General features: G+C 45.9%; 19 protein-coding genes and 1 pseudogene. 1 reads left to right on the top strand and 19 read right to left on the bottom strand.

Features of this window, described 5'->3' with window-relative positions:
* Positions 1 to 84 precede the first annotated feature (84 nt).
* A complete protein-coding gene (locus JMW61_RS10885) occupies positions 85 to 1,149 on the bottom strand; it encodes a DUF6708 domain-containing protein (protein WP_201551195.1) in 1,065 nt (354 codons plus the stop codon).
* Between the two features lie 205 nt (positions 1,150 to 1,354).
* On the bottom strand, positions 1,355 to 2,629 hold the full coding sequence (locus JMW61_RS10880) for a hypothetical protein (protein WP_201551193.1): 1,275 nt from the start codon (positions 2,627 to 2,629) through the stop codon (positions 1,355 to 1,357).
* 418 nt (positions 2,630 to 3,047) lie between these two features.
* Between JMW61_RS10880 and JMW61_RS10875 the strand changes: the two genes are divergently transcribed.
* Positions 3,048 to 3,377: a hypothetical protein gene (locus JMW61_RS10875; RefSeq protein WP_110923524.1), complete on the top strand. Its 330-nt coding sequence runs from the start codon at positions 3,048 to 3,050 to the stop codon at positions 3,375 to 3,377.
* A 538-nt stretch (positions 3,378 to 3,915) separates the two neighbouring features.
* Here the strand turns inward: JMW61_RS10875 and JMW61_RS10870 are convergent.
* The 17 genes and pseudogenes from JMW61_RS10870 to hrpA form a co-directional block, all read right to left on the bottom strand.
* Entirely contained in the window at positions 3,916 to 4,209 is a 294-nt protein-coding gene (locus tag JMW61_RS10870; RefSeq protein ID WP_201551191.1) for a hypothetical protein, read from the bottom strand.
* A 397-nt stretch (positions 4,210 to 4,606) separates the two neighbouring features.
* Positions 4,607 to 8,521 (bottom strand): beta strand repeat-containing protein, encoded by a 3,915-nt coding sequence (locus tag JMW61_RS10865; RefSeq protein ID WP_265090129.1) that lies wholly within the window; start codon positions 8,519 to 8,521, stop codon positions 4,607 to 4,609.
* A gap of 126 nt (positions 8,522 to 8,647) precedes the next feature.
* Positions 8,648 to 8,845 (bottom strand): Ig-like domain-containing protein, encoded by a 198-nt coding sequence (locus JMW61_RS10860; RefSeq protein ID WP_265090120.1) that lies wholly within the window; start codon positions 8,843 to 8,845, stop codon positions 8,648 to 8,650.
* Between the two features lie 14 nt (positions 8,846 to 8,859).
* Complete coding sequence (locus JMW61_RS10855) at positions 8,860 to 9,522, bottom strand: Ig-like domain-containing protein (protein ID WP_201551185.1); 663 nt, start codon at positions 9,520 to 9,522, stop codon at positions 8,860 to 8,862.
* A complete protein-coding gene (locus tag JMW61_RS14430; RefSeq protein WP_227687485.1) occupies positions 9,519 to 9,701 on the bottom strand; it encodes an Ig-like domain-containing protein in 183 nt (60 codons plus the stop codon). Before JMW61_RS14430 ends, JMW61_RS10855 begins: the two co-directional genes overlap by 4 nt.
* Before the next feature lie 288 nt (positions 9,702 to 9,989).
* On the bottom strand, positions 9,990 to 10,187 hold the full coding sequence (locus JMW61_RS10850; protein ID WP_406947844.1) for an Ig-like domain-containing protein: 198 nt from the start codon (positions 10,185 to 10,187) through the stop codon (positions 9,990 to 9,992).
* Between the two features lie 11 nt (positions 10,188 to 10,198).
* Positions 10,199 to 10,492, bottom strand: a complete 294-nt coding sequence (locus JMW61_RS14460; RefSeq protein ID WP_201551181.1) for a hypothetical protein — start codon at positions 10,490 to 10,492, stop codon at positions 10,199 to 10,201.
* Entirely contained in the window at positions 10,493 to 10,801 is a 309-nt protein-coding gene (locus tag JMW61_RS14455; protein ID WP_201551179.1) for a hypothetical protein, read from the bottom strand.
* The gene (locus JMW61_RS10835; protein WP_227687483.1) at positions 10,785 to 10,973 is read right to left on the bottom strand and encodes an Ig-like domain-containing protein; all 189 of its coding nucleotides are present in this window, start codon (positions 10,971 to 10,973) and stop codon (positions 10,785 to 10,787) included. Before JMW61_RS10835 ends, JMW61_RS14455 begins: the two co-directional genes overlap by 17 nt.
* Before the next feature lie 245 nt (positions 10,974 to 11,218).
* Positions 11,219 to 11,311: pseudogene (locus JMW61_RS14415) on the bottom strand (hypothetical protein); the annotation flags it as partial.
* 143 nt (positions 11,312 to 11,454) lie between these two features.
* Entirely contained in the window at positions 11,455 to 11,682 is a 228-nt protein-coding gene (locus JMW61_RS10830) for a hypothetical protein (RefSeq protein WP_201551175.1), read from the bottom strand.
* A 161-nt stretch (positions 11,683 to 11,843) separates the two neighbouring features.
* On the bottom strand, positions 11,844 to 13,091 hold the full coding sequence (locus JMW61_RS14365) for a tandem-95 repeat protein (RefSeq protein ID WP_201551173.1): 1,248 nt from the start codon (positions 13,089 to 13,091) through the stop codon (positions 11,844 to 11,846).
* Positions 13,092 to 13,198: 107 nt separating this feature from the next.
* Positions 13,199 to 13,249, bottom strand: a complete 51-nt coding sequence (locus JMW61_RS14410; RefSeq protein WP_406947843.1) for a hypothetical protein — start codon at positions 13,247 to 13,249, stop codon at positions 13,199 to 13,201.
* A gap of 7 nt (positions 13,250 to 13,256) precedes the next feature.
* Positions 13,257 to 16,619 (bottom strand): Ig-like domain-containing protein, encoded by a 3,363-nt coding sequence (locus JMW61_RS10815; RefSeq protein ID WP_201551171.1) that lies wholly within the window; start codon positions 16,617 to 16,619, stop codon positions 13,257 to 13,259.
* Between the two features lie 83 nt (positions 16,620 to 16,702).
* The gene (locus JMW61_RS10810; RefSeq protein WP_201551169.1) at positions 16,703 to 17,665 is read right to left on the bottom strand and encodes an OmpA family protein; all 963 of its coding nucleotides are present in this window, start codon (positions 17,663 to 17,665) and stop codon (positions 16,703 to 16,705) included.
* 375 nt (positions 17,666 to 18,040) lie between these two features.
* A complete protein-coding gene (locus JMW61_RS10805; protein ID WP_201551167.1) occupies positions 18,041 to 18,649 on the bottom strand; it encodes a class I SAM-dependent methyltransferase in 609 nt (202 codons plus the stop codon).
* Between the two features lie 165 nt (positions 18,650 to 18,814).
* Positions 18,815 to 22,984 (bottom strand): ATP-dependent RNA helicase HrpA, encoded by a 4,170-nt coding sequence (gene hrpA / locus JMW61_RS10800; protein ID WP_201551927.1) that lies wholly within the window; start codon positions 22,982 to 22,984, stop codon positions 18,815 to 18,817.
* Positions 22,985 to 23,117 lie beyond the last annotated feature (133 nt).

The following is a 23,117-nucleotide window of genomic DNA, read 5'->3' as shown; positions in this document are numbered from 1 at the left end:
GTGAGCCTATCAAATGTTCACATTGAAAACATGTCTTTTAAAATTGAGCATTTAAAACAGGTCACTGAATACTCACATTTTTATCTAAGCAATCACCAGCATCACATACAATATCGAACCGATAAACCATGTCGCATTCACTGCTATACCTGAGTACCACTTTAGTTTGACCTTTGAATTTTTATTATCAAAAGCGGCTTGGCGCGCTGCGGTGACAGGCAACACGTTATATGGGTTATCTTTTCCATCCCACATGAGCCGACGCTGCACCTCAGGATGTAATGCTGGATTGGCGCTAGATTGATAAATATTACCTTCTGCTAAGTCTAAAAAGCTAACTGTACAGGCTCGCAACCAGCCCATAATCGTCACTTCATGACGCAGACCAGTTAAGCCTTTGCCTTTCTTATCTTGAGCGATGTCAGGACAAGCCAATAGCGAGGTACTGATATCTGTCGGACAAGCGTGAGCGTATCTTGGATCAAGCGGTAGCTCGTCTGCTGGACGTTCCATATAGGTTCGGATAAATGTCCATTGATCGTAGGGGCTGAGCTGCATGTCTTCAAGATTGATGCTTTGAATGGTTTGGTTTGTTTTAGGATCAATCACATGCAGATTCAAGGCTTCAAAGACAACGCCTTTGTTACGTCTAACCGACGCGACAATATCTTTGTAGTTAATTAAATGGAAAATAGGCTCTTGCTTACGGTTGTGTTCATAATAGGCAACTTGTTGGGTCTGTTTCAAAAATACTATTTTGTTGTAATAGGATTTTTTGTTTTTAAGTTGCTTTAAAACTAAGTATGATGCAAAACCTAAAACTATTAAAAATAAGATGAGCATACCAATGGGAAACAAAGACAATACTTCAAATTTCTCAATTATCAAATAATTAAATGTTACTACTAAAAACAAGAAAAGACCTTGCCCAAACAACCAACTAAAAGCATAAGCCATTAAAAAACCAACCAATTGATGCGAGTTAATAATCGGGTGAAACAATAGATAATCTGGGTTTACCTCATGCACATCACGGCTCAGCTTTTCTATACTCGCTACTTTTTCTCGATACGCAGGTATGCTTTCTTCCCAAGGTCGACTCAGGAGATTTTCGATAGGATGAGTATTGTTTGGAGGATTGTAGATCATAGTTATACAGTATTTAGTTAGCCAACAATTTTAGCTAGCTATTATATGCAAGCGTTACCCAATAAAACAAACTAATGTTAATTAATATCACTACTATCCATCTGATATTTACCTGTCAATCCTTGTCATCAAAAGCTAGAAACGTTACCTCATCAATCTCAACGAATGATTATCTAGGATTTGTACACGCGTTCTACTGAGCCAATTAACCACACCATTTAAGAGCACTCTGAAAAACCACCCCTTTCGTCGCAAGAAAAAATAGATAGAATGATCCTAACATGATAAAAAAAGCAGCAACTTTCATAGTGGCTAGCGGCCTATTGACTACCCTAGCCAACGCTATCATCCATTTGGAATCCGCGAACATAAACAAACACAATATTTGCATATAAATAGCATGTAATAACTGTCCATAGATAACTGCTCCACAGGTTTGTTCAACAAAGAGAAAAATGATTATATCTACGACAACAATAATAAAAAATGCATCTCCATTCCATAATTGATAACCTTTGGGGCGCTTTACTCTTTTCTTTTTCATATAATTAGTAGTAGGTTGAATATCCATCGGATTGGTTTCGTTAAAATACCAAATGGTTTGCCATATATCTATAGTCATATCTGGCATGATATTACCTGCTTGAAAGTGTTGCAGCTCTTGACTCGCAGGTGACCACCAATATCCTGTCTGTGGACAGGGGTTATCTGCCTCACAACTTGAGTATTCTGATACTGCACTACTCCCGCCACCACTATCAGCGATGCGCTCAACGAGTATCCACGTAACAGGAGCGTCATCGACAGCATGTGTCGTATCAGGGTCATAACCGACGTGAGCTTCATTTGCTAGCATGCCATCTAGTAACACTTGGGCACTGGCATCTGCTCTATTCGGTATATAAACACCTGCTACAGGAACTACCTCATCTGTCTTAACCGTATATTGTAGGTTTAGACAATAGATGGGCCAAGATTCAGGTGGATTAAGCGGTCCTCTTGATTCAATACTGTAATTTTCTATTAAGCCGTAAAGGCACCAACCAAAATAGCTGGTTATTTCCATGTTAAAAGCGCGTAAGCTTGCCTCTCTCCGCCATTTCTCATAATCCAGTTGTTGCTGCTCAGGCATCCAGTCGAAATCATAATCCATACTGATAGCGCGAAAATCACTCTCAACATTACCGCCATATCTTATCGCCGCTAAATCCCCTTTTAACAGTTTTTGATAGCCGATATTAAGGCTATCTAAGGTGCCGCGTAAATTCGGCAGCATGCGCTGGCCCCAAACAATATCAGGCTGACGATTGATGGGTCTATTACGATAGTCGCTGGGTAAGTCTCTCATAAACAACTTTAATGCTTGTTCAGCCGCCTCTAGCATATGAGCAAAGGCATCACGCATCTCTTTAAAGTAGGCAGATGAACTATAGCGCTCTAACAAATAAATCTCTTGCGGTCGTATTATGTATTTATCCATAGGACAGTTGGTATCCCTTTATAGTCACTCCACTATAAAAATATTACTGCGTTAACCTTGCTTGAAGTATTTAATATACATCTACACTCGGTTGCCTTGTACTACCTTTAAATTGAATCGACTATATCTCTATTTTATACCATCACTTTTTGGGTTGTAACGGCCCCATATTTAGTATTTAACTCGACAATCAAAAGCCCCTGAGTTTCATATAAAAGCTAACAATAGTCAAGTTTAATATAAAGCGTGACTCAGTCTTATTAGAGTTATATAAGCATTGTTATTTTTGCAAAGATAATTAAAAGAACAGCTAACTTGTATATTCAACTTATAACATATATAGTATATTCATTATTATAGAATTATTATAATAACTTTCTCTACATGCCATTATCAAAATACTTTGGGAGAAACTAACATGATTCGTTTAAGCTATACTCTCAAATGCTGGATGCTGGGTATCACCTATTTTTCAGTATTTTACTTCATAGTTGTAATGAGCGACCCTAGCTTTGCTAAGTATCTTTATGCATTAGCACTAAGCACTTTACTCTTCCCTATTGCCAAACGTGCAGTCGATGTGATGGTAGAGTTTTTTGCACCAGATACTGAATTATTCAACGGATTATTACCATCTATCTTGATTAATGTCGTCATCTGGGTGTTTACCCCAGTTATTGTCGCGCTAACCGTAGTTGCCTATGCACTTTATAGCATGGGTGTGATGACAGAAAATATCAGTCATTAATTGTTAGAATGATAAGTCTAAAGCATAAGCTAAAAAACACCTTGAACTCAACACTACACTACTATCAATCTTTGACAAAAGATTGAAGTACTAAATCTTTACCTTAATTAGACTATATTCTGTCTTCAGTTGGTTTTTTACAGACAATAAAAAGCGCCCCTAATTTAGGAGCGCTTTTTTACTGTCTATTCAATAATGTTGTCATCTATAGCTGTTTGGACATAGTCATCATCATAAAGTGCAGAACCTAAACCATGAGAAAGAGCCATTAGATTATTAGGCGTTTCATTATGCTGCATCTTATATTCAACAGCGACTGATTGAGAGTTACCATTAAGATCAACGTTGAAATTCAGATCTAGATTGGTCTCAAACTTGATTTCTTCACCTGCACCTTGGTAGATAGTATTTTCGTAAGTGATATATCCTGCAGGCGCAGTATTGTTTGCGAGTCTACTCCAATAGATAGCTTCATCTAGGTTGTCAATGTAAGTATTACCATCTGGCGCTGTATTGTGGCATCTTGTTCAGCAAACAATTAACCAATAGTACCGCCATAGTCTCTAGATGAGACGGTAGCACCCGTATTTGCAGCATCAACATTATTAGGAACTAGACAACCTGCTTGGGTTGGTGTAGTAAATAATGAGTCAGTAAAGCTTGTTTGTAAACCTATGATAGTAACGGTTTCTTGTTGAACATCAATATTCCAAACCACTGGCTGAGGTGCAGGAGGATCATCTTCGATGATAGCTAACAGCTCATCAGACTTGGCTAATGTATCTGTGGCAGTCACATTTTTAAATACTTCAATAGCAAAATCAACTGACAAAATGCCTTCGATATCGTCACCTTAAGTATGACCTACAGGCGCACCCAACGTGACATTATATCCAAATTGAGGACAGCTGATTTATAAAAAGCAACCCTTCATAGTATGAGACACTAGGCTATGCTGGTGGCTATTTTACTTGTGAGCCTATTCAAACGATACTCTCTTTAATTATGATCGAATATCTATCATCTCCATACATAAAAATAATCTATAAGTAAATAAAGGCTAGCAACCATTCGACGAAGGCTTTACTAAAGCCTTCGTCGAATGGTTGCTAGCCTTCTTATATTATATTCAAATAACCAAAAGCGGACTACGAAATACTACGAATATCATAACGAGTCAAAGGGGCGTTATATCAACCGAACCCCTTAGCCCTGTTTAATAGTTATCGTTAAATAATATTGACATCAGTCTGAATCAGTATTTCATGCACTCCACTTCCATTAACATCTGTAAAGTTATAGACGTCATAGTCTTTACCATCTTGCTGTACAGTAGTATTGGTATTGTTCCAGTCAGTTCCTGTCAACTGTACGGTATCTGTACTATCGCCATTGATGGTAAGACCTTTATTTAAGACAACCGTTTCATCAATGATATCAAGCACATCACTAGTCGTGAGATTGCTCAGTGTTTGTGTACCACTACCCGTCATCTCTATAACCTCAATGCTTCCAAACTTCGTGGTATCGAAAGTACTAAAGTCAATATCGATACCATTATTGTTGATAATTAAGGTATCGGTACCATCGCCGCCATCCATCAAGACATTATCTACTTGGAATATGAGCGTGTCATTACCAGCACCCCCTGTGAGACTATCCGCTCCAGTACCACCACTAATGACGTCATTACCATCGAGTCCATCTAGTACGTTGTCATTGTTATTGCCTAATAAGAAGTCGTTACCAGCAGTTCCTGTAGTCACTGGGAAGAGAATATTCAGTTCTATAGTATTGTTAACGCCGTCTCCATCGTTGTCCAGAACTGAAAAGGTTAACGTCTCAGTATAGGCAGTAGTGGCATCATTTGGTACATCATACTGATAGTTACCTGTGCTGAAATTGACGATGAGTGAGCCACCTGCTGCAGTTGTGATAGTAACGGTAGTAGTCGATTGATCATAACTATAGGTAGATGCGTCAGCGGCAGTTGTAAGCTGACCTGTTGATTTATTAAAGTTATAGTTAGAACCATCGATATCCACTTCACTTAGATAACCACCATCAGCACCAAAACCTGTGTTGGTTGAGCCACCTGCGCTCACTAAATTGCCCGTTGAATTTCTTGCGTCAATACCATCTAATATCGTCTGCTCTAGGGTCGCAGCAGTAACCATGACACCATCAGCATCGACATCATTACGGCCATCATAAGCGATGGAATTCAAAGACGTTTCGGCAGTACTACCAGAGGCGAAGTCAATAATCGATAGCGCTGATGAGTCAATACTATTAGCTTTTAGGAAATCTGTCCAAATAACCTCTTCTGCTGCTTGAATACCATAATCAGCAGAGCCTGTACTTACTGTTCCAGAAAGCTGAGTAGTGTCACCAAGACCTCTATTAGGTACACCATCAGTAATAAAGATAGATTTATTTGTAGGGTTATTGAATGCTTCATTACCCTGACTATCGACGATCGATACTGGTTCAAGCTTACCTACATCGTCAAACGCATCGATAGCGCTACCCAATGCAGCATCATAGTTAGTGACTCCACCAGCAGTTAGAGCATTAATCTGGGTAATGGCATCAGCAGACGACACCCACTCGGTACCAATAGCTTCTCCATTTGAACTAAAGGTGACCAGTCTAACTTTAACATCACCGAACTCTTCATACTTGTCAATAGCTTCTATCAAAGCGTCTTTCGTTGCCTGCAGTCTACTGACACCATTTTCAGTAGTGTTCATACTACCTGACACATCCACAATCAGTAACAAGTTAGTATTAACTGGCTGTAAAAGAATGTCGGTATTTGAGCTACTAGCATCCGGTGTATCGTCTTCTACAGAAATGACAAACGCCGATGAGGCTGAGTCATCTATACCATCACTAACGGTAGCCGTAAAGTCCAAATCCAGACTGTCTTCGCCAGTAGTATTCGGATGGTCTATGGACTGTAGTAAGGTTGTCGTATAGTCAGCTGTATAGTTACCGCCACCATTGTCAGTGAATGCACCAATAGTTACAGTCGCAACATCTACTACTACGCTATCAATCGTCGCTGTACCTGTGAGCGTATCACCGACTTGCGTCCATGTGACAGGCTCGCCTTGTGAAGTAATACCAATAGGACCATTCAATGTCACAGATAGGTCATTTACGCTAGCTAAGTCAGTGTCTGTTACAACGATGGTACCTGTCTGCTGAGCTCTATTGGTAGTATCAGTAAATCCTGCTAACGCATTACTATCAGCAATACCACCTGCTAACCCTTCTTCTGACACAGCAATATTACTAAAAGTGACTATTGGTGCATCGTTAACGGTGATGTCTAAGGTGGTGCTGTCGGTGTTGCCATCAGGATCCGCCACCACGTAGTTGACGGTCGGTACAGTACCATTGAAGTCAGGTGCTGGATCAAAGGTGTAGCTGCCATCAGCATTCAAGGTCAAGTCACCAATCGGAGCGCCAGTGCTGTCTTCGATCGCCGTTGCAGTACCTAGCACCAATGCAACTTGGGTGCCACTACCATCAATGTCTACGGTCGCTGATTGAACCGCTAGTGTGGTGCCATCTTCATCTGTGTCATTAGTAAGGACATTGTCAGTCAATATCGTGTCTTCAGGCGTGATTTCAACTTCAGGATTGGCTTCAATGTCATTCACAGGTGTTACAGTGATGGTTTCTGTGGCGCTCACTGCTGTCGTGCCATCGGTGATGGTGTAGTCAAACTTGACTTCGCCATTAAAGTTGGCATCAGGGGTGAAGCTGATTTCACCTGCCGCATCAATATTCACCAAACCATTTGGTACGGTGATGCTTTGAGCTGTACCTGGGGTCAAAGTGGTCCCATTGATATCAGTGATGGTTAGAACGTCGCCATCAAAGTCGCTGTCAGCGATGCCAGTAGTAAGCGGGGTTAGTACTACGGTGCCGTCTTCTGCTACGATATATGCATCATCGATGGCCACTGGCACATCATCGACTGGCGTAACGGTAATGGTCTCTGTTGCTGTCGCCGTTTCGGTACCATCTGTGATGGTGTAGTCAAATTCGATTTCGCCATTAAAGTTGGCATCAGGGGTGAAGCTGATGACACCTGCGGTATCTATGTTCACTACACCGTTTGGTACGGCGATGGTTTGCACGGTACCTGGGGTTAGGGTGATGCCGTTAATCTCGGTGATGCTGAGGGTGTCGCCATCGAAATCGCTGTCAGCGTTTAGTGGGTCAAGCACTACGGTACCATCTTCCTCTACAGTATACGCATCATCTACTGCCACGGGGGCGGTTGGTGGATAGTCGATAGTGACAGTTGCTTCGTTTGACGTCAATCCCGTTCTGTCATCGACCGTGTAGCTGATTGGCGTTGGGTCATCAGTGAAACCTGTTGTTGGCGAGAAGGTGATAACACCTGTGTCTGGGTCAACACTCCATGAACCTTCACCTGGTACGTCAACTGATTTTCCATCAGCGGCGATGGTGCTGCCTGCTGCTGGTGATTGGGTGATGATGACGGTAGTTGGGTCAAGATCATTTTCAGGATCAGTATCATTGGCTAGTATGTCAACTGATACAGGCGTATTTAAAGGACCTGCTTTTAAATCGTTACTTGCCACTGGCGCAGTTTGCGGATAATCGATGGTAACAGTGGCCTCATTTGAGGTTTCACCAGTATTGTCATCGACCGTGTAGCTGATTGGCGTTGGGTCACCAGTGAAGCCCGCTTCTGGTGTGAAGGTGATGGCGCCTGTGGTGCCATCAACACTCCATGTGCCTTCGCCTGCCACAATAACCGATTTGCCGTCAGCTGCGATGGTGCCACCCGCTGGTGACTGGGTGATAATGACGCTGGTTGGGTCTAAATTGGCTGAAGCTGCGCTGTCGTTATCAAACACAGGGACCACAACTGGACTGCCTGAGGTGCCAGTCTGAAGGTCATTTACCGCTTGCGGATAATCGATGGTAACAGTGGCCTCATTTGAGGTTTCACCAGTATTGTCATCGACCGTGTAGCTGATTGGCGTTGGGTCACCAGTGAAGCCCGCTTCTGGTGTGAAGGTGATGGCGCCTGTGGTGCCATCAACACTCCATGTGCCTTCGCCTGCCACAATAACCGATTTGCCGTCAGCTGCGATTGGCGTTGGGTCACCAGTGACCCGCTGGTGACTGGGTGATAATGACGCTGGTTGGGTCTAAATTGGCTGAAGCTGAAGCTGCTGTCGTTATCAAACACATCGACCACAACTGGACTGCCTGAGGTCTTAAGTCTGAAGGTCATTTATCGCTTGCGGATAATCGATGGTAACAGTGGCCTCATTTGAGGTTTCACCAGTATTGTCATCGACCGTGTAGCTGATTGGCGTTGGGTCACCAGTGAAGCCCGCTTCTGGTGTGAAGGTGATGGCGCCAACACTCCATGTGCCTTCGCTCAACACTCCATGTGCCTTCGCCTGCCACAATAACCGATTTGCCGTCAGCTGCGATGACCCGCTGGTGACTGGGTGATAATGACGCTGGTTGGGTCTAAATTGGCTGAAGCTGCGCTGTCGTTATCAAACACATCGACCACAACTGGACTGCCTGAGGTGCCAGTCTGAAGGTCATTTATCGCTTGCGGATAATCGATGGTAACAGTGGCCTCATTTGAGGTTTCACCAGTATTGTCATCGACCGTGTAGCTGATTGGCGTTGGGTCACCAGTGAAGCCCGCTTCTGGTGTGAAGGTGATGGCGCCTGTGGTGCCATCAACACTCCATGTGCCTTCGCCTGCCACAATAACCGATTTGCCGTCAGCTGCGATGGTGCCACCCGCTGGTGACTGGGTGATAATGACGCTGGTTGGGTCTAAATTGGCTGAAGCTGCGCTGTCGTTATCAAACACATCGACCACAACTGGACTGCCTGAGGTGCCAGTCTGAAGGTCATTTATCGCTTGCGGATAATCGATGGTAACAGTGGCCTCATTTGAGGTTTCACCAGTATTGTCATCGACCGTGTAGCTGATTGGCGTTGGGTCACCAGTGAAGCCCGCTTCTGGTGTGAAGGTGATGGCGTGTTTGCCGTCAGCTGCACTCCATGGTGGTTGGGTGATAATGACGCTGGTTGGGTCTAAATTGGCTGAAGCTGTCGTTATCAAACACATCGACCACAACTGACTGCCTGGACTGCCTGAGTGCCAGTCTGAAGGTCATTTATCGCTTGCGGATAATCGATGGTAACAGTGGCCTCATTTGAGGTTTCACCAGTATTGTCATCGACCGTGTAGCTGATTGGCGTTGGGTCACCAGTGAAGCCCGCTTCTGGTGTGAAGGTGATGGCGCCGTGCCATCAACACTCCATGTGCCTTCGCCTGCCACAATAACCGATTTATCAGCTGCGATGGTGCCACCCGCTGGTGACTGGGTGATAATGACGCTGGTTGGGTCTAAATTGCTGCGCTGTCGTTATCAAACACATCGACCACAACTGGACTGCCTGAGGTGAGTCTGAAGGTCATTTATCGCTTGCGGATAATCGATGGTAACAGTGGCCTCATTTGAGGTTTCACCAGTAAATCGACCGTGGCTGATTGGCGTTGGGTCACCAGTGAAGCTTCTGTCGTTATCAAACACATCGACCACAACTGGACCACAACTGGACTGCCTGAGGTGCTGCACCAGTATTGTCATCGACCGTGTAGCTGATTGGCGTTGGGTCACCAGTGAAGCCCGCTTCTGGTGTGAAGGTGATGGCGCCTGTGGTGCCATCAACACTCCATGTGCCTTCGCCTGCCACAATAACCGATTTGCCGTCAGCTGCGATGAGTGAAGGCTTTATCGCTTGTCGTTATCAAACACATCGGATAATCGATCATTTATCGGTAATCGAGGTAACAGTGGCCTCATTTGAGGTTTCACCAGTATTGTCATCGACCGTGTAGCTGATTGGCGTTGGGTCACCAGTGAAGCCCGCTTCTGGTGTGAAGGTGATGGCGGCGGCTGCGATGGTGCCCCCGCTGGTGACTGGGTGATAATGACGCTGGTTGGGTCTAAATTGGCTGAAGCTGCGCTGTCGTTATCAAACACATCGACCACAACTGGACTGCCTGAGGCCAGTCTGAAGGTCATTTATCGCTTGCGGATAATCGATGGTAACAGTGGCCTCATTTGAGGTTTCACCAGTATTGTCATCGACCGTGTAGCTGATTGGCGTTGGGTCACCAGTGAAGCCCGCTTCTGGTGTGAAGGTGATGGCACAGCCTTCCATGTGCCTTCGCCTGCCACAATAACCGATTTGCCGTCAGCTGCGATGGTGCCACCCGCTGGTGACTGGGTGATAATGACGCTGGTTGGGTCTAAATTGGCTGAAGCTGCGCTGTCGTTATCAAACACATCGACCACAACTGGACTGCCTGAGGTCTTAAGTCTGAAGGTCATTTATCGCTTGCGGATAATCGATGGTAACAGTGGCCTCATTTGAGGTTTCACCAGTATTGTCATCGACCGTGTAGCTGATTGGCGTTGGGTCACCAGTGAAGCCCGCTTCTGGTGTGAAGGTGATGGCAGTGCCTTCGCCTGCCACAATAACCGATTTGCCGTCAGCTGCGATGGGTGATGTGCCCCGCTGGTGACTGGGTGATAATGACGCTGGTTGGGTCTAAATTGGCTTGCCGTCAGCTGCACCCGCTGGTGACTGGGTGATAATGACGCTGGTTGGCTAAATTGGCTGAAGCTGGAAGCTGCGCTGTCGTTATCAAACACATCGACCACAACTGGACTGCCTGAGACCACAACTGGACTGCCTGAGTCAGTCTGAAGGTCATTTATCGCTTGCGGATAATCGATGGTAACAGTGGCCTCATTTGAGGTTTCACCAGTATTGTCATCGACCGTGTAGCTGATTGGCGTTGGGTCACCAGTGAAGCCCGCTTCTGGTGTGAAGGTGATGGCGCCTGTGTGCCATCAACACTCCATGTGCCTTCGCCTGCCACAATAACCGATTTGCCGTCAGCTGCGATGGTGCCCCGCTGGTGACTGGGTGATAATGACGCTGGTTGGGTCTCAAATTGGCTGAAGCTGCGCTGTCGTTATCAAACACATCGACCACAACTGGACTGCCTGTCGTTATCAAACACATCGACCACAACTGGACTGCAATGAAGGTCATTTATCGCTTGCGGATAATCGATGGTAACAGTGGCCTCATTTGAGGTTTCACCAGTATTGTCATCGACCGTGTAGCTGATTGGCGTTGGGTCACCAGTGAAGCCCGCTTCTGGGTGTGAAGGTGATGGCAGCCTGTGCTGGCCATCAAACACTCCATGTGCCTTCGCCTGCCACAATAACCGATTTGCCGTCAGCTGCGATTGGCTGGTGACTGGGTGATAATGACGCTGGTTGGGTCTAAATTGGCTGAAGCTGCGCTGTCGTTATCAAACACATCGACCACAACTGGACTGCCTGAGGCTTAGTCTGAAGGTCATTTATTTGCCACTGGCGCTTGCGGATAATCGATGGTAACAGTGGCCTCATTTGAGGTTTCACCAGTATTGTCATCGACCGTGTAGCTGATTGGCGTTGGGTCACCAGTGAAGCCCGCTTCTGGTGTGAAGGTGATGGCGCCTGTGGTGCCATCAACACTCCATGTGCCTTCGCCTGCCACAATAACCGATTTGCCGTCAGCTGCGATGGTGCCACCCGCTGGTGACTGGGTGATAATGACGCTGGTTGGGTCTAAATTGGCTGAAGCTGCGCTGTCGTTATCAAACACATCGACCACAACTGGACTGCCTGAGGTGCCAGTCTGAAGGTCATTTATCGCTTGCGGATAATCGATGGTAACAGTGGCCTCATTTGAGGTTTCACCAGTATTGTCATCGACCGTGTAGCTGATTGGCGTTGGGTCACCAGTGAAGCCCGCTTCTGGTGTGAAGGTGATGGCGCCTGTGGTGCCATCAACACTCCATGTGCCTTCGCCTGCCACAATAACCGATTTACCGTCAGCTGCGATGGTGCCACCCGCTGGTGACTGGGTGATAATGACGCTGGTTGGGTCTAAATTGGCTGAAGCTGCGCTGTCGTTATCAAACACATCGACCACAACTGGACTGCCTGAGGTGCCAGTCTGAAGGTCATTTATCGCTTGCGGATAATCGATGGTAACAGTGGCCTCATTTGAGGTTTCACCAGTATTGTCATCGACCGTGTAGCTGATTGGCGTTGGGTCACCAGTGAAGCCCGCTTCTGGTGTGAAGGTGATGGCCACAACTGGACTGCCTGAGCCTGAAGGTGTAATCGATGGTAACAGTGGCCTCATTTGAGGTTTCACCAGTATTGTCATCGACCGTGTGGTGCCATCAACACTCCATGTGCCTTCGCCTGCCACAATAACCGATTTGCCGTCAGCTGCGATGGTGCCGCCCGCTGGTGACTGGGTGATAATGACGCTGGTTGGGTCTATGTCGCCATCAGGGTCGGTGTCGTTACCCAATACGTCAATCAATACGGGCTGGTTTAATGGGCCTGATCCTACGTCATCTACTGCAACGGGGGCATCATTCACAGGCGTGACGGTGATGGTTTCTGTGGCGCTCACTGCTGTCGTGCCATCGGTGATGGTGTAGTCAAATTCAACGTCGCCATTAAAGTTGGCATCAGGGGTGAAGCTGATGACACCTGCGTTGTCTATGTTCACCACGCCGTTTGGTACGTCAATGCTTTGAGCCACACCTGGGGTTAAGGCGGGTTGGGTCTAAATGGCTAATGTGTCAGTGATGCTGAGGGTGTCGCCATCCAAGTCACTATCAGCGATGCCAGTAGTAAGCGGTGCTAGTACTACGGTCGTTTACCGTCTTCTTCTACGGTATATGCATCATCTACTGCCACGGGCGCATCATTCACAGGCGTGACGGTCTGAAGCTGCGCTCATGGTTTCTGTGGCGCTAACTGCTGTCGTGCCATCGGTGATGGTGTAGTCAAATTCAACGTCGCCATTAAAGTTGGCATCAGGGGTGAAGCTGATGACACCTGCGGTATCTATGTTCACCACGCCGTTTGGTACGTCAATGCTTTGAGCCACACCTGGGGTTAAGGCAGTGGCCTCATTAATGTCAGTGATGCTGAGGGTGTCGCCATCGAAGTCGCTGTCAGCGTTTAGTGGGTCAAGCACTACGGTGCCGTCTTCTTCTACGGTATACGCGTCATCTACTGCCACGGGTACGGTTGGTGGATAGTCAACCACGATGGTGGCTGGGTTAGATGGCTCACCTGTGATGTCAGAGACTACATAGTCTACTGGCGTTGGATCTTCTGTGAAGCCTGACTCTGGGGTGAAAGTAACGGCGCCAGTGGTTGGGTCAACTTCCCATTCGCCTTCGCCTGGTACGGTTAATGTTGTCACTTCAGAGCCATCAGCCGGATCAATGAGCTTGACGCTGGTTGGGTCTATGTCGCCATCAGGGTCGGTGTCGTTACCCAATACGTCAATCAATACGGGCTGGTTTAATGGGCCTGATCCTACGTCATCTACTGCAACGGGGGCATCATTCATAGGCGTTACAGTGATGGTTTCTGTGGCGCTCACGGCTGTCGTGCCATCGGTGATGGTGTAGTCAAATTCGACTTCGCCATTAAAGTTGGCATCAGGGGTGAAGCTGATGACACCTGCGTTGTCTATGTTCACCACGCCGTTTGGTACGTCAATGCTTTGAGCCACACCTGGGGTTAAGGCGGTGCCATTAATGTCAGTGATGCTGAGGGTGTCGCCATCCAAGTCACTATCAGCGATGCCAGTAGTAAGCGGGGCTAGTACTACGGTGCCGTCTTCTTCTACGGTATATGCATCATCTACTGCCACGGGCGCATCATTCACAGGGGTTACCGTGATGGTTTCTGTGGCGCTCACGGCTGTCGTGCCATCGGTGATGGTGTAGTCAAATTCAACGTCGCCATTAAAGTTGGCATCAGGGGTGAAGCTGATGACACCTGCGGTATCTATGTTCACCACGCCGTTTGGTACGTCAATGCTTTGAGCCACACCTGGGGTTAAGGCGGTACCATTAATGTCAGTGATGCTGAGGGTGTCGCCATCGAAGTCGCTGTCAGCGTTTAGTGGGTCAAGCACTACGGTGCCGTCTTCTTCTACGGTATACGCGTCATCTACTGCCACGGGTACGGTTGGTGGATAGTCAACCACGATGGTGGCTGGGTTAGATGGCTCACCTGTGATGTCAGAGACTACATAGTCTACTGGCGTTGGATCTTCTGTGAAGCCTGACTCTGGGGTGAAAGTAACGGCGCCAGTGGTTGGGTCAACTTCCCATTCGCCTTCGCCTGGTACGGTTAATGTTGTCACTTCAGAGCCATCAGCCGGATCAATGAGCTTGACGCTGGTTGGGTCTATGTCGCCATCAGGGTCGGTGTCGTTACCCAATACGTCAATCAATACGGGCTGGTTTAATGGGCCTGATCCTACGTCATCTACTGCAACGGGGGCATCATTCACAGGCGTGACGGTGATGGTTTCTGTGGCGCTCACTGCTGTCGTGCCATCGGTGATGGTGTAGTCAAATTCAACGTCGCCATTAAAGTTGGCATCAGGGGTGAAGCTGATGACACCTGCGTTGTCTATGTTCACCACGCCGTTTGGTACGTCAATGCTTTGAGCCACACCTGGGGTTAAGGCGGTGCCGTTAATGTCAGTGATGCTGAGGGTGTCGCCATCCAAGTCACTATCAGCGATGCCAGTAGTAAGCGGTGCTAGTACTACGGTGCCGTCTTCTTCTACGGTATATGCATCATCTACTGCCACGGGCGCATCATTCACAGGCGTGACGGTGATGGTTTCTGTGGCGCTAACTGCTGTCGTGCCATCGGTGATGGTGTAGTCAAATTCAACGTCGCCATTAAAGTTGGCATCAGGGGTGAAGCTGATGACACCTGCGGTATCTATGTTCACCACGCCGTTTGGTACGTCAATGCTTTGAGCCACACCTGGGGTTAAGGCGGTACCATTAATGTCAGTGATGCTGAGGGTGTCGCCATCGAAGTCGCTGTCAGCGTTTAGTGGGTCAAGCACTACGGTGCCGTCTTCTTCTACGGTATACGCGTCATCTACTGCCACGGGTACGGTTGGTGGATAGTCAACCACGATGGTGGCTGGGTTAGATGGCTCACCTGTGATGTCAGAGACTACATAGTCTACTGGCGTTGGATCTTCTGTGAAGCCTGACTCTGGGGTGAAAGTAACGGCGCCAGTGGTTGGGTCAACTTCCCATTCGCCTTCGCCTGGTACGGTTAATGTTGTCACTTCAGAGCCATCAGCCGGATCAATGAGCTTGACGCTGGTTGGGTCTATGTCGCCATCAGGGTCGGTGTCGTTACCCAATACGTCAATCAATACGGGCTGGTTTAATGGGCCTGATCCTACGTCATCTACTGCAACGGGGGCTGATTGTATATAGTCAACGGTAATGGTCGCTTGGTTAGATTTCAAGCCAGTACTGTCTGAAACCACATAACTAACAGGAGTTGGATCGCCAGTAAATCCTGTTTCTGGCGTAAAGGTAACCACACCTGTGTCTGGGTCAACGATCCATTCGCCTTCGCCTAGTACGGTTAATGTTGTCACTTCAGAGCCATCAGTCGGATCAATAAGCTTGACGCTGGTTGGGTCTATGTCGCCATCAGGGTCGGTGTCGTTAGCCAAAACATCTATAACTACAGGTTGTCCCACCGTACCGCTTTGGGTTTCACCTATTGCTGATGGTGCGCTATTCTCGTCATTATCATCACTACTATTATAGCTAGCAATCAAACCTACCAAACCGATCCCTGCTGCTGCAGGAATCCACCAAGGTATGGCTGCAGCAATATATTCTTCTCCACCCAAAGCTTGTCCTTCTACGTCACCATTTTCTAATTGCGTGACATAGTCATACGTTTCACCAGTATCTGGAATGTAGTAATAATATTCTCCATCTTCAGCAATACCGACTAATGCACTGTCTGGATTGTCATAAAATCCTTCTATGATGAGATCGCTATCTTCACCATTTTCTTCAAATGAGACATGTAAATCATTCTTAATGCGTTTGGTAATGATGTGATTAGGTGCACGGTTAATCGCGGTATCATGAAACTCGTAATTGACCTTATCTGTCGCTTGGATGACTGTTGGCACGCCATCTTGGGTAACCACTTCTATTTGGTTGATGGTCTTATGCACATCGTTCGTTTTTACGATTATAGTATTCATGTTATTACCTTCTTTTTTTAATTCAGTGATACCGCTTAGTATTTCTAATTAGGCAAGTGTGGTTGCCTATGCATCATTTTTTATTAGCTGCTTGTGCGTTCTTCAACTACTGCAACCACACGGCGGTTAAGCTGTCGGCCTGCTGCATTATCGTTACTGGCTCTTGGCTGAGATTCACCATAACCAATGGCAGTTAAGCGCTCAGGCGCAACTGAGAACTGTGTTATCAACACTTCTTTGACGGCATCTACGCGGCGCTGTGATAAAGCTTGGTTGTAGCTGTCACTGGCACGGCTATCGGTATGACCTTCGATGGTCACGACAGTATTAGGATATTTCACCATAAACGCGGCCAACTCAGATACTTTAGAATAATATTCAGGGCGTACTATGGATTTGTCTGTCTCAAACAAGACTTCAAGTTCAATGGTTACTTTTTCAGCGAGTACAGGTACAGTCGGTTGCACAATAGGTGGCGGTGTTACGACAGGCGCTGGGCAGTTAGGTACCACTCGGCTGATTTGATGCGTTTGATAGCGTTTAGCATCTAGTAATGGTAAGGCACTTTCAGCGGTTATCTGATCAAGCTTACTTTTGCCTGTGTCGTCCATATCTACATAAAAGAAATAGGTTTGACCGCCTACCAGCTGATAGTCTTTTTTGTCTGCTAGTAAGTCATTGTCTTTAAAGCCAGTAGCATGTGCACTAACTTGATTGGTACCAACACAAGAATTGACGACGGTATAGTTACCAGGATGCAAGCTGACTTGGAATCTGTTGTTAATGGATACATTGGCACTGGTTTGTTCTACATCATCATCATTTTTGCGAATAAAGACCAGTCTCGTTTCATCAGTATCAACGTTAGTAGCCAAGATTTTTTGGAAGTCAGTATCCACTTGGTTGTTCCATGTTACGTTACCCACTCGCCGGCTGTCGCCTTCATTATCAACACTACTGTGACCAGTCATGGCGCAAGCTGACAGACTCAATAAAAGGGCTGGCAATACGATAGCCGCTGTCATATTCTTGAATACTCTTTCCATGGTTCATTCCTAATTCATCAATGATTTGTGGGTAACTTTTCTGAGTTTTTCTAACAATACGCTATATTTGAGCTATGAACTTACATTAAGACAGTTTTTTTATGAACATACTTATTCAAAATAAGTATATCCGTATTATATTTGGCAAAAAAATACACATAATTTATGTGTAAGAAAGTAATAATGTATAATTACACATAACTCTGATGTATTGATTATATATCAATACTCACAATTCGTCATGTAACACAGCCAAACATTAGTCTAATTTTTCAAATGAAATGTTCACTCACTCAGGATATATATAGCTTGGCTCGAGAAAAAATTCTTAATATTATCTAATAATTTTTATAAAAATAAATTACTTAACTTTTATTATTCTATTGATTCTTTTTTTCCAACAAACTGCACGACAGCGCTAAGTCCTTGATGACGCTTTCCCTCTGACACCATACGCAGTCGTTCAATACCAATGATTTCCTTAAGCGCTACAAGCTCACTTTGTAAGTTCTCTAACGACCCAAAACGCTCTATTTGACTCGCAGGCGGTCCTCCGACAGCATCTGCCTCAAGCTGTGCTTTGGTATAGGCTTCAACGATAAACACACCATTTGGCTTCAAAGCAGTGACAATCTGCGCATGCATATGGTGACGTAACGCGTCAGGTACATGTGCCCAGATAGAGACAATAGCATCCCATTTATTGGTACCAAAGGGGTAATCAGCCAAATCTGCCACTTGAGTTGTAATTGTCACTCCTCTATCTTTTGCCAATTGCGTCGCTTTTATCAGACCCACTTCGGACATATCCATCGCAGTAACGTTATAGCCTTGCTGCGCTAAGAAAACGGCATTCCTACCCTCGCCCTCTGCCAGACATAATACGTGCCCACCTGTGGGAATCTGCTCAAACGTTTCTCTCAAAAAATCATTAGGTTCTTTACCAAATGCAAATTCTGTGCCGCTATAGCGTTCGTCCCACATGTTTATCATCCTTTTTGTTTGAGATTATCTCTTACTTTGACGGTAGCTTACATAAGATAAGCACAAAGCATTAGTGAAATAATCACTGTCAAATTAGTGGTTTAAAATTCGTCACACTACCAAATTTTAAAAAAATTATGATTGTTTAGCACTATAACTCTCTGACTAACTCACTTTATCCCACATCTTACTTAGACGCTTCGGCGATACTGCCATACGGGTTTTCATAGGTTGGGCGAATAGCTGAATACGATACTCCTCCACCATCCAGCGGTAGTCACTAATGGCGTCTTTGTCCGCACGCCCTGCTAGTCGCTCCATATGTAAATCTAATGCATAGACGCCATCCAGATCCGCATCCAGATTGTGCTCAAGGCGTTCAAGACGAACCTCTAATGCTTCTAGATAACGTGGATACTGTTGCCAATGGCTATAATCCATACGATAGACAAAATCAGCCAAATGTAAATCTTCTAGCTGATCTTCAATATCCTCGATAGACTCACCAAATATCTCCCTATCTAGCATCAATAATCCTTGGCGAATACGCTGCCATCGGGTATAGACGTTTTTCAGGGTTTTTATCACGCTTTGACCAGTCAATAAGAAGTTGCCAGCCACGACCTCTAATGTTTTCTCATACTCTACTGAGGTAAAAGGCAACTCCTCAGCAAGTGCCACTGCAGTATCATCTGCATTTTCAGGCAAGTCTGTACTATGATCGAACAATATATAATGCTCTTCAAGCGCCGCGTCTAATGCCGCATCGATGATGATGGTCTTAAGCTTACCCATATCACCAAGTGGTGCAAATGCCAATTTAAAGATACTGTCAACTTGACTGGTGAGCTGTTTTTTCTTTGCGCCAAGCTTGCTCTTTATTAAGGCTAGTACCCCGATACGATGCGCCTGTAGTGCCGCATTAACATCCGTATATTGATGAATCGATACCGCTTCGCCTGCTTCATCAGCGACCAAAGCCGCAAACTGCTTCATCACCACGCCTGCACTATGATGATTTTTGCTAAAGGCAAAATGTTCAGGGAACTCAGTGTGTGCTCCTTGCTGCTCATTAACGGCTTGACGGGTTTCACTGGCATGTCGAATCTGCAACGTTTGCAGGTCACGACCTTTTTCGATAATACGGTTTTTATCATCGACCACACAGATTTGGGGCTGTAAGTAGCGGTCAATCGTAGACGGATTAAATTTATCTGGTGTCACTGACATAATACCGCGACGATTCAACGCTTGGCAGAGCTGCTTCAATAGTCCTTGTCCACCAGCAGGTTGCAACTCGTCAAACAAACCATCAGCCGTATCAGGAATAGGAACTATCTGACGACGGATATCTTTGGGTAACGACTTAAGTAATTGCAGCACTAGCTCATAGCGCCAGCCAGGCACGCCCCACAATAGCTCGATGGCATCAAGCTGCGGCAACGCGACAAGCGGCACACGAATGGTCACACCATCATCATCACTTGCTGGATCAAAGATATAACGTAGCGGTAGTTTTAAATCACCCAACTTCCATACTTCTGGGAAGTCTCCCGTGGTCGGTGCTTGGCTATTGAGTACGTCATCATCGGTAAAAAATAAATGCTTGGTGTCAGATTTTTCAACCTCAGCGCGCCAATCTTCAAAAGATTTACGACTGGCAATGTGCTCAGGGATTTTTTTGTCATAAAACTGGTACAGCGACTCTTCATCGACCAACAAATCACGGCGGCGTAATTTATCTTCAATACGTTCGATGTCTGCGATTTTATCCATATTGTGCTGTAAAAATGGCGCTTGACGACCCAAGTTACCAGTGACCAGACCATCACGGATAAAGATTTCACGTGACTCGCTTAGATTGACTTGCTCATAATTGGTCAGCTGCTTACTGATAATAATCAGACCAAATAAACTAATCTGTGCGTAGGCTTTGACGCGACCTGTTTTCTTCGACCAATGCGGCTCAAAGTAGTGATACTTCAACAAGTCACCAGCAGCGGAGATAATCCATTCTGGTTCAATCTTGGCCACCGTGCGCATAAATACCTGAGAGGTTTCTACCACCTCAAACGCCATCACCCATGGTGGTATCTGCTTAAATACCGTACTGGCTGGAAATATCTTGGCTTTTTGCTGGCGAGCCGCGAGATATTCGCCACGATTTTCAGTTTTGTGAGCAATAGTAGAAAGTAGACCTGTCATCAACGCACGATGCAGGTTCGCGTACTTAACTGCCTTTAGCTCTTCATCTTCAATCGCCGTAGGGTCGCTAGTAGTAGCCTCTAGCGCCTTGCCCTTAGCAGCAGCTTTGGCATCATTGACATCGGTAAGCTTTAAATCAGTGACCATTTGCACCAGTTGGCGATGCGTCTGATGCCACTCTCGTACACGTGGAAAGCTCAGATAATTTTTCTTAGTAAACTGCTTGCGCTGATTACCAGACAACTTATTGCCGTTTTCGTCTTTTTCAAACAACGCTTTCCATAGGCTTAAATAGAATAGGAAGTCAGAGTCATCTTGACGAAACTCAGCATGCTTTTGATCCGCTTGCTGACGTTTATTAACAGGACGCTCACGTGGATCCTGAACTGCAAGTGCGGCGACAACGATGAGCATTTCACGAATACAATCAAAGTCAGAGCCCGCGACCAACATACGTGCCAGCCTTGGATCGATCGGCATACGTGCCATCTTTTGACCAGTAGCTGTCAAGGCGAGATGATCAAGACCTTTTTTTGGTTTTGGTTTATTGGTTTTATTCGTAGAAGTGGCTGCAGTTTTAGAAGTAATAGCTCCTAGCTCGTCGAGCAATTTATGCCCGTCCGTGACCAAGCGACTGTCAGGTGGCTCGATAAATGCAAAATCATCGACACTACCTAAGCGCAGATTGGCCATCTGCAAAATGACTGACGCTAAGTTGGTTCGTAGAATCTCAGGTTCAGTGAACTCTGGACGACCGCTAAAGTCTTCTTCACTATATAGACGAATACAGACACCCGGCGCAACTCGACCACAACGACCTTTACGCTGATTGGCTGCGGCTTGTGAAATTGCCTCAATCGGCAAACGCTGCACGCGTGAGCGGTAGGAATAACGCGAAATACGCGCAAATCCTAGATCAATAACATAGCGAATACCGGGTACAGTCAGCGCTGTCTCAGCCACGTTGGTAGCGATAACGATACGTCGACCACGACCGGACGGCTGAAAAATACGCTGCTGCTCTTCATAGGTCTGTCGCGCAAACAAAGGCAGCACTTCGGTGTGCTTAGGTCCATGACGCTCTAGGACTTCTTGTGTCTCACGAATCTCAGCTTCTGTCGCGGCAAATATCAAGATATCTGCCTGATCAGCATGTCCTTTGCTTTGTGCATCACTAAAGCATTCTTCTACTGCAGCAACGATGGCACGTGGCAAATTCTCTTCAAAGTCATCATAACTGTCATCATCGGAGCTCGTAACAGGCTCATCAGTGAGTGGACGATAACGAACCTCTACCGGAAAGCTTCGACCTTCGACATTAAAGATGGGCGCAGGGACTTTGCATTTAAGTTTGGCATCGTAATGACTAAAATACTCACTAAAGCGTTTGGTATCTAACGTCGCTGAAGTAATAATGACTTTTAAATCAGGGCGTTTGGGTAGCATCTTTTTCAGATAACCCATAATAAAGTCAATATTTAAGCTACGCTCATGCGCCTCATCAATGATAATCGTATCGTACTTGCTCAAAAACCGATCATGACCCAGTTCAGCCAACAAGATACCATCCGTCATGAGCTTCACAACGGATTGCGCCGATCCTTGCTCATTAAAACGAATCTTAAAACTAATGGTGTTGCCTAAGGGTTCGCCCAATTCTTCTGCAATACGGTTTGCCACACTTCTCGCTGCTAGACGCCTTGGTTGCGTATGCCCTATCTGCCCTTTGATGCCACGTCCTGCCAGCATCGCAAGCTTCGGTAACTGCGTCGTCTTACCAGAACCTGTCTCACCTGCGACGATAATGACTTGGTTATCGATGATGGCTTGAATCAAATCATCAGCACGTTGACTCACGGGCAAATCAAGGTTTAGCTTGGCTGGCAAGTCTGCAGGAATACTATCAATACGTGCCTGTACTGCTTCCTGAGATCGAGTTTTTATTTTGTCGTATTGCTCGCGTTTTTTCGTTAACGCTTCATTGGCTTTTTCGTTATTCTCTTTTTTACTCGACACAACGGCACGTGCCAGCTCTCGCTCTAGACGCGTTAAGTAATAGCTGTCTTTGGCGAGTACTGGCAAATCAGCGGCTATAGGAGATTGAGCAGCTGCTTTATCATTGCTCGGCATGGCACTGTTTGGTGTGGCACTACGCGATGTAATACGTAAATTTTCGTGATTTGTATTATCACTTTTTTTATTCGGATTTATAGTGTTATTGGTTTGACGAGCAGCATCTTCGTTAGATGCTTGTGTGGTATTC

The organism is Psychrobacter fjordensis (assembly GCF_904845995.1).
Classification (GTDB): domain Bacteria; phylum Pseudomonadota; class Gammaproteobacteria; order Pseudomonadales; family Moraxellaceae; genus Psychrobacter; species Psychrobacter fjordensis.
Note: the sequence above shows the minus strand (reverse complement) of the source record. Positions and strands in the feature narration are given on the sequence as shown.